The organism is Streptomyces sp. SA15 (assembly GCF_002291145.1).
Taxonomy (GTDB): Bacteria; Actinomycetota; Actinomycetes; order Streptomycetales; family Streptomycetaceae; genus Streptomyces.
Map to the genome: position 1 here is coordinate 1 of NZ_NTGE01000087.1, position 7,765 is coordinate 7,765.

Consider the following 7,765-nt stretch of genomic DNA (forward strand, 5'->3'; position numbering starts at 1 on the left):
CCCGGCGACGCCCACCGGCCGGGTGCGACCTCGCGCCACCGCGGCGGTGCGATGAAAGGTCGGCGGCACGCTGACGGCAGGCCCCCGGACGCGTCGAACCCGGCGCGCAGCCCGTCGAGCACCGCGCGGCCGGCGTGGACCCCGGGTGGGTCCTCAGATACGGCCCGCCCGGCGCTGCCGCCGCAGCAGGAGCCCCGGATACAGCCCTCCGGTCACCACGGGCACCCCGAGTCCGCCGCCGGATCGTCGCCCATCGAATTCCGAACGGGACCCTTCCGCCGTCAGCCGAGGGCCCGGTCCAGGTTGAACGCGGCGCTGATCAGGGCGAGATGGGTGAACGCCTGCGGAAAGTTGCCCTGCTGTTCGCCGGTATTGCTGATCTCCTCCGCGTACAGGCCCAGATGGTTGGCGTAGGTGAGCATCTTCTCGAAGGCCAGCCGGGCCTCGTCGAGCCGTCCGGCGTGCACGAGCGCCTCGACGTACCAGAACGAGCAGATGGAGAACGTGCCCTCGTCGCCGCGCAATCCGTCGGGGCTGGCCACCGGGTCATAGCGGTAGACCAGCGAGTCGGAGACCAGTTCCCGGGTGAGCGCGTCCAGCGTGGACAGCCACTTGGGGTCGGTGGGGGCGATGAACTTCGTCAGCGGCATCATCAGCACGGCCGCGTCCAGCACCTCGCCGTCCTCGTACTGGACGAAGGCCTGCCGCGCCTCGGACCAGCCACGCCGCATGATCCGCCGGTAGATCGTGTCGCGGCACTCCCGCCAGCGGGTCAGGTCGGCGGGCAGACCGCGACGGTTGGCCATACGGATCGCCCGCTCGATCGCCACCCAGCACATCAGCCGCGAGTACAGGAAGTTCTTGCGGCCGCCGCGGGTCTCCCAGATGCCCTCGTCGGGCTGGTCCCAGTGCTCGCACACCCAGTCCACCAGCTCGCACACGTCGTCCCACTGGTCGCTGGAGATCGGCTGGGCCCACTTGTCGTAGAGGTAGATCGAGTCGATGAGCGCGCCGTAGATGTCGAGTTGCAGCTGGTCGGCGGCGCCGTTGCCGACCCGTACGGGCGCCGAGCCCCGGTGGCCCTCCATGTGGTCCAGTTCGCGTTCGGTCAGGTCGGTGCGGCCGTCGATGCCGTACATGATCTGGAGCGGGCCGGCCTGCCCGCCGTCGCACGGACTGACGTACCGGGTCAGGAACTTCATGAACGCCTCGGCCTCGCCGGTGAAGCCCAGCCGCAGCAGCGCGTAGACGCAGAAGGCGGCGTCGCGCACCCACACGTAGCGGTAGTCCCAGTTGCGTTCGCCGCCGAGCTGCTCGGGCAGGCTCGTCGTCGGCGCGGCCACGATGGCGCCCGTGGGCGCGTACGTCAGCAGCTTGAGTGTGAGGGCCGAGCGGTGCACCATCTCGCGCCAGCGGCCGCGGTACTTCGACGCGGACAGCCAGTGCCGCCAGTACGCCACCGTGCTGTTGAACTGTTCCTCGGCCTCGGTCCGCGCGCACCGGCGCGGTGTCACCTCACCGCCGACCTGGTCCAGGGCGAACACCGTCGACTCGCCCTCGGCCAGCTTGAAGTCGGCCCGCGCGTCCAGGCCGTCGATCTCCAGGGGCACGGTCGCGGTCAGGCCCAGCGACAGCGCGGCGGAGTCGAAGACCGCGACGTCGCCGGCCATGCGGACGGTGTGCGGCTGGGTGCCGTAGTCGAAGCGTGGCGCCGCGCGGGCGCGGAACGGGATGGAGCCGCGCACGCAGACCACCCGCCGGATCAGCCGGTGCCGCTCGGCCTCCACCGAGCCGCCGTCGACGGGCATGAAGTCCTGCACCTCGCCGACGCCGTCCTCGGTGAAGAAGCGTGTGATCAGGACGTTGGTGTCGGGGAAGTAGAACTGCTTGGTCCGCGCCGGCACGGCCGCCGCCAGTTCGAAGCAGCCGCCGCGCTCCGCGTCCAGGACCGAGGCGAAGACGCTCGGTGCGTCGAAGGCCCCACAGCAGTACCAGTCGATCGTGCCGTCGGTCCCCACCAGGGCGACGCTGCGCAGATCCCCGATCAGCCCGTGCTCGGCGATCGGCAGGTACGTCCCGGGGGCGTACTGGTCCCTCGGTGCTCCGCCCATTACAGCCTCCCTGGCCCGGCACGAACCTCACCCACAGCTTAGGTGGGTTCGTACACGGAGGTGCCGGGAATCGGCCTCACACCGCGACGACCCTGAGCCCCGCCTCCTCGAAGCGGCGCACCGTCTCCGCATCGGCGGCCGAATCCGTGACCAGCGTGTCCACCGCGTCGGCAGCGCAGATCCGGGCGAAGGCCCGCCCGCCCAGCTTGCTGGAGTCGGCGGCGACGATGACGCGCTCGGCCCGCTCGCACAGCAGCCGGTTGATCGCGGCCTCCGCCTCGTCATGGGCGGCGGCACCGTGCGTGACGTCGAAGGCGACCACACCGAGCACCGCCACGTCGACCGTGATCTGGCTCAGCACGCCGTCCGCGAGCGGCCCGACGAGCTCGTACGACTGCGGGCGCGCCACCCCGCCGGTCAGCACGATCTTGAACTGGGGGCGGACCGCCAGCTCGCCCGCGATGTTCAGCGCGTTCGTGACGACGGTCAGCGCGGGCGAGCCGGACGCCAGGTCACCGCGCACGGCCAGGGCGCGCGCCACCTCGGTGGTGGTCGTGCCGCCGGTCAGGCCCACCGCCTCGCCGGGCGCGATGAGCTCCGCGACGGCCTTGGCGATGCGCTGCTTCTCGGAGGCGCGGCGGGCGGTCTTGTAGCGCAGCGGCAGCTCGTACGACACGCCGTGCACGACGGCGCCGCCCCGGGTGCGCACGAGCATCTGCTGCTCGGCCAGCTGGTCGAAGTCGCGGCGGATCGTCGCCGCCGAGACCTCCAGCTCGGCGGCCGCCTCCTCGACGTCCAGCCGGCCCCGCTCCACGAGCAGTTCCAGCAGCGCCTGCCAGCGGGCGTCGCGCGACATCCGCACCCTCCGTTCCTCGATCTCTTGGCGAGCCTAGCGCGACCAGCGAACGCGTGGAATGCTTGATTGCGCTCGAAAGCTCGCTATATCTTGCAAGAAAAATCAAGCCAAGGAGGTGGGCATGACACATGTCGAGGACGAGCTGACCAGCCAGCCCGAGTGCTGGACGCGCGCCGCGGCTCAGGCGGGGGAGCACGCCGGGGCACTGCCGGCGCCGGGTGAGCGGGTCGCGATCGTCGGGTGCGGCACCTCCTACTTCATGGCGCAGGCGGTGGCGGCGCTGCGCGAGGGATCGGGCCAGGGCGAGACGGACGCCTTCGCCGCCTCGGAGTTCCCGTACGGCCGCCCGTACGACCGGGTCGTCGCCCTCACCCGCTCCGGCACCACCACCGAAGTCCTCGAACTGCTGGAGAAGGTGAGGGGCCGTACGCGGACGAGCGCCCTCACCGCCGACCCCTCCACGCCCGTCATGGCGGCCGCCGACGACGTCGTCGTGCTCGACTTCGCGGACGAACGGTCCGTCGTGCAGACCCGGTTCGCGACCACGGCGCTGACCCTGCTGCGCGCCCACCTCGGCCTGCACACCGACGACGTGGTCACCGACGCCCGTACCGCGCTCGGCACTCCACTGCCCGAAGGGGTCGTCGACTGCACGCAGTTCACCTTCCTCGGCCGCGGCTGGACCGTGGGACTGGCCAACGAGGCCGCACTGAAGATGCGCGAGGCCTCCCTCGCCTGGACCGAGGCCTACCCGGCGATGGAGTACCGGCACGGCCCCATCAGCATCACCACCCGGGGCACCGCGACCTGGATGCTCGGCGAGGCACCGGACGGACTGGCCGAACAGGTGCGGGGCACCGGCGGGTTGTGGGTGGCGGGCGGCCTCGACCCGCTCGCCGAACTGGTCCGCGCCCAGCGGCTCGCCGTCGCCGTCGCCGCGGCCCGCGGCCTGGACCCCGACCGGCCGCGCCACCTCACCCGCTCGGTGATCCTCGCGCCCTGACACCCCGGGCAACTTCAGGAAAGGGAGAGGCCGTGCCCCTCGTCACCACCGGCGAACTCGTCATCCGCGCCGCCGCCGAGCGGTCCGCCGTCACCGCCTTCAACATCATCACGCTGGAACACATCGAGGCCGTCATCACCGGCGCCGAGTCCATGAACGCGCCCGTCGTCCTCCAGGTCAGCGAGAACGCCGTCAGGTTCCGCCACGGACGACTGCTCCCGCTCGCCCGCGCGGCCGTCGCCGCCGCCGAACGCGCCGCCGTGCCCGTCGCGTTGCATCTGGACCATGTGCGCAGCGACGACCTGCTGCGTCAGGCACCCGGCGCCGGATTCAGCTCCGTGATGTACGACGCCTCCCGCCTCCCGTACGCCGAGAACCTCGCCGCGACCTCGGCCGCCGCCGACTGGGCGCACTCCCAAGGGCTCTGGATCGAGGCCGAGTTGGGGGAGGTGGGCGGCAAGAACGGTGAGCCGCCGCTGGACGCACACGCTCCCGAGGCCCGCACCGACCCCGCCGATGCCCGTGTCTTCGTCGCGGAGTCCGGAGTGGACGCCCTCGCCGTCGCCATCGGCAGCGCGCACGCGATGACCACCCGCACCGCCACCCTCGACCACGACCTCCTCGAGCGCCTGGCCGGGACGCTGGCCGTACCGCTCGTCCTGCACGGCTCCTCCGGGGTCCCGGACACCGAGCTGGCCGCGGCCGTCGCGGGCGGCATCACCAAGGTGAACGTCGGCACCGCCCTCAACATCGCCATGACCGACGCGATCCGGCGGTTCCTGGCCGCCCACCCCGAGGCGGTCGACTCGCGCGCGTACCTGACCGTGGGGCGGGAGGCGATGGTGCGGGCGGTGGCCGGGACGATCAGGGTGATCGGTTGACCGGAGGGGCCTGAGACCGTGGCGGGCGAGGCCCTCGGCCGCCCTGATAACTTCCCGCCATGTACGAGACCGAGCTCCACCTCGGCGAACCGCCTCTCGTGGCGAACGCCGGCGTCGGCGTGCACGGTGTCGCGAGCCGTACCGATGTCTTCCGGCTCCCCGAGCTGTGGCAGCTGCACCTGTACGAGTACGACGCCGAGCTCGACGTCGACGGCACCGCGCACCTCATCCGTCCGGGCCGGGTGAGCCTGGTCCCGCCCGGCGTCACGGTCCGCTACCGCTACCGGGGCCGCTCCCAGCACCTCTACGCCCACCTGCGCGTCCCGGCCGCGGGCCCCGCCCGCACCCTGCCCCTCGTGCAGGACGCCGGCCCCGAACTCCCCGTCCTGAGCACCCTGTTGCGGCAGGCCGTCGCCTCCGTGCCGCGCGAGCCCGAGCGCACCCGCGCCGAGATCTGGACCGCGCTGTGGCGCATCGCCGAGCTGGCCCCCGCCGCCGGACGCCCCGGCCCGCATCCGGCGATCAGCGCCGCCATCGCCTACATCGAGGCCCACCTGGCCGCCCCGCTCACCGTCCCGGAGGTCGCGCGGGCCGCGGGCGTCTCGCACAACCACCTCACCCGGCTGCTGCGCGACGCCACCGGCGCCACGGTCGTCGGCTACATCCGCCGCCGCAGACTCGACCGCGCCCACCATCTGTTGCGCGCCTCGACGCTGTCCATCCCCGCCGTCGCCGCATCCGTCGGCATCCCCGACCTCCAGGCGTTCAACAAGGCGTGCCGACGCGAACTGGGCGCCTCCCCCCGGGCCCTGCGGGGGCCGGCTACGTCTTGACGGCCTTCAGCACCACGAACTTCGGGTCCCCGGCGACGAGCCGGCTGTTGCCGAACAGCCGCCGCAGCTTCACGTGGTACCCGAGGTGACGGTTGCCGATCACCCACAGCTCGCCGCCCGGCCTGAGCGCGCGCCGCGCCCCGGAGAACATCCGCCACGCCGTCGTGTCCGTCGTCGCCTGGTGGGAGTGGAACGGCGGATTGCTGAGCACGAGATCGACGCTGCCGGCCGGCACCCCCGCCAGCCCGTCCCCGACCCGGAACTCGGCGTGTCCCGGCACGCCGTTCGCCTTGTACGTCGCCTTCGCCGAGGCCACGGCCTGGAACGACTCGTCCACGAACAGCACCTCGGCCTCGGGGTCGGCCAGCGCGACCGCCGTACCGACGACACCATTGCCGCACCCGAGGTCCACGACCCGGCGCGTGCCCTTCGTGACCGGCAGGTGCTGGAGGAAGAACCGGGTACCTATGTCGAGGCGGTCGGCGCAGAAGACGCCCGCGTGGTTGACGACCGTGCGGCCCGAGACAGGGCCGATGCCGTCGGGGAGGGTGTAGCTGTAGGGCCAGGGGTTGGCAGTCGGCTCCCCTGACGGCTCGGGCGTGCAGAAGATCAGCCGGGCCTTCTTCTCGGCGAGCGAGGTGCGGGTCGGGCCGAGGATCCGCTCGAACAGCCGCAGCGTCGAGGTGTGGATCTCCTTCACCATGCCGGTGCCGACGACGACCGTGCCCTCGTGCACCGCGGGCGCCAGCCGCAGCAACTGGTCCTCCAGCAGCGCCAGGCTCTTCGGCACGCGTACCAGCAGAACGTCGACGCGGTCGGGCGGCGGGTCCTGCGTGGTTAGCAGCCGTACGGAGCCGGTCTCGACGCCGTTGCGCTCGAGGTTCGCCCGGGTCGCCTCCTGGGCGAGGAAGGAGTCGGTGATCTGCACCGGCCGGTGCGCCGCGAGCGCCGTGACCAGCGCGCCCCAGCGGTCACCGACCGCCACGACCGTGCCGGACAGCGAGGTCTCCTGGTCCGCGAGATGCCTGAGGAGGTACTCGTCGGAGGCGTCCCAGGCGCGCAGCCTCTCGCGCGGGTCCTCGGGGAAGCGGGCCAGCGCGAGCTCGCCCCAGGGGGTCGTCATACGGTCGCTCATCGTGCGCCCAGGCTAGCCCAGCCGCAGCTCAGCCCCTTCGGGCAGGATGGGAACCATGAACGCCGACCTGTTCCCCAGGCCCCGTACGGAGATCGCGCCGGGCGCGGTGCACGTACCGGACTGGCTGGACGCGGACCGGCAGCGCGAGCTGGTGGAGGCCTGCCGCGAATGGTCCCGCCCGCCGGCCGGACTGCGGACGGTCCGCACACCCGGCGGCGGCACGATGACCGCCCGCCAGGTGTGTCTGGGGTGGCACTGGTATCCGTACGCCTACGTCCGCACGGTCGTCGACGGCGACGGTACGCCGGTGAAGCCGTTCCCGGAGTGGCTGGGCGAGCTGGGCCGACGCGCGGTGCGGGACGCGCTGGGTGCGGAAGCCGCTCCGTACGACATCGCCCTGATCAACTTCTACGACGGCGACGCCCGCATGGGCATGCACCGCGACAGCGACGAGAAGTCGGACGCGCCGGTGGTGTCCCTGAGCCTCGGTGACACCTGCGTCTTCCGCTTCGGCAACACCGAGACCCGGACCCGCCCGTACACGGACGTCGAGCTGCGCAGCGGCGACCTGTTCGTGTTCGGCGGCCCCTCCCGGCTCGCCTACCACGGGGTGCCCCGGGTCCAGGCGGGCACGGCACCGCCGGAGTTGGGCCTGACCGGGCGGCTGAACATCACGCTCAGGGTCAGCGGCTTGTAGGGCCTGTGTCGAAAGTGGCGTCGTCCGGCAGGCGCCACTTTCGACACAGGCCCTAGGACGCCGGGGCCTGCGGATCATGGGAGACTCGCCCTCATGAGCGGGAAGGCGGACCCCCGGACGGCGGGGGAAGGGACGACCACCTCTAGGACGCGGCTGGACCGGGGGCGCGGCGCGCTCGGGCCCGCGCTGGAGCTCGTGCACACCGGTCGCGCGCCGACCCGCGCCGTGCTCACCGCCGAGCTCGGCGTG

At 72.4% G+C, this 7,765-nt stretch carries 7 protein-coding genes and 1 pseudogene; 5 read left to right on the forward strand and 3 right to left on the reverse strand.

Features of this window, described 5'->3' with window-relative positions:
* Window positions 1-281: 281 nt before the first annotated feature.
* Entirely contained in the window at window positions 282-2,111 is a 1,830-nt protein-coding gene (locus tag CLM62_RS16230) for a glycoside hydrolase family 15 protein (protein ID WP_095750586.1), read from the reverse strand.
* A gap of 76 nt (window positions 2,112-2,187) precedes the next feature.
* Entirely contained in the window at window positions 2,188-2,967 is a 780-nt protein-coding gene (locus CLM62_RS16235) for a DeoR/GlpR family DNA-binding transcription regulator (protein ID WP_095750587.1), read from the reverse strand.
* A gap of 121 nt (window positions 2,968-3,088) precedes the next feature.
* Between CLM62_RS16235 and CLM62_RS16240 the strand changes: the two genes are divergently transcribed.
* From CLM62_RS16240 to CLM62_RS16250, 3 genes are read left to right on the forward strand one after another with little or no spacing between them, the layout of a single operon-like run.
* The gene (locus CLM62_RS16240; RefSeq protein WP_095750588.1) at window positions 3,089-3,970 is read left to right on the forward strand and encodes an SIS domain-containing protein; all 882 of its coding nucleotides are present in this window, start codon (window positions 3,089-3,091) and stop codon (window positions 3,968-3,970) included.
* 32 nt (window positions 3,971-4,002) lie between these two features.
* Window positions 4,003-4,851, forward strand: coding sequence for a class II fructose-bisphosphate aldolase (locus CLM62_RS16245; RefSeq protein ID WP_095750589.1), 849 nt, complete (start codon window positions 4,003-4,005; stop codon window positions 4,849-4,851).
* A gap of 59 nt (window positions 4,852-4,910) precedes the next feature.
* Complete coding sequence (locus CLM62_RS16250) at window positions 4,911-5,684, forward strand: AraC family transcriptional regulator (RefSeq protein ID WP_095750590.1); 774 nt, start codon at window positions 4,911-4,913, stop codon at window positions 5,682-5,684.
* Here CLM62_RS16250 and CLM62_RS16255 read toward each other — a convergent pair.
* Window positions 5,674-6,807, reverse strand: coding sequence for a methyltransferase (locus CLM62_RS16255; RefSeq protein ID WP_095750591.1), 1,134 nt, complete (start codon window positions 6,805-6,807; stop codon window positions 5,674-5,676). The two genes, CLM62_RS16250 and CLM62_RS16255, sit on opposite strands and share 11 nt — an antisense overlap.
* Before the next feature lie 67 nt (window positions 6,808-6,874).
* Here CLM62_RS16255 and CLM62_RS16260 point away from each other — a divergent pair, with 67 nt between their 5' ends.
* Both CLM62_RS16260 and CLM62_RS51515 read left to right on the forward strand, forming a co-directional pair.
* The gene (locus CLM62_RS16260; RefSeq protein WP_095750592.1) at window positions 6,875-7,516 is read left to right on the forward strand and encodes an alpha-ketoglutarate-dependent dioxygenase AlkB; all 642 of its coding nucleotides are present in this window, start codon (window positions 6,875-6,877) and stop codon (window positions 7,514-7,516) included.
* Window positions 7,517-7,609: 93 nt separating this feature from the next.
* Window positions 7,610-7,765, forward strand: a pseudogene (locus CLM62_RS51515) (ROK family protein); the annotation flags it as partial.

Excerpts from the sequence above, each read along its gene's own strand:
- CLM62_RS16230 (WP_095750586.1), bottom strand. The coding sequence starts at position 2,111 with ATGGGCGGAGCACCGAGGGACCAGTACGCCCCCGGGACGTACCTGCCG.
- CLM62_RS16235 (WP_095750587.1), bottom strand. The coding sequence starts at position 2,967 with ATGTCGCGCGACGCCCGCTGGCAGGCGCTGCTGGAACTGCTCGTGGAG.
- CLM62_RS16240 (WP_095750588.1), top strand. The coding sequence starts at position 3,089 with ATGACACATGTCGAGGACGAGCTGACCAGCCAGCCCGAGTGCTGGACG.
- CLM62_RS16250 (WP_095750590.1), top strand. The coding sequence starts at position 4,911 with ATGTACGAGACCGAGCTCCACCTCGGCGAACCGCCTCTCGTGGCGAAC.
- CLM62_RS16255 (WP_095750591.1), bottom strand. The coding sequence starts at position 6,807 with ATGACGACCCCCTGGGGCGAGCTCGCGCTGGCCCGCTTCCCCGAGGAC.
- CLM62_RS16260 (WP_095750592.1), top strand. The coding sequence starts at position 6,875 with ATGAACGCCGACCTGTTCCCCAGGCCCCGTACGGAGATCGCGCCGGGC.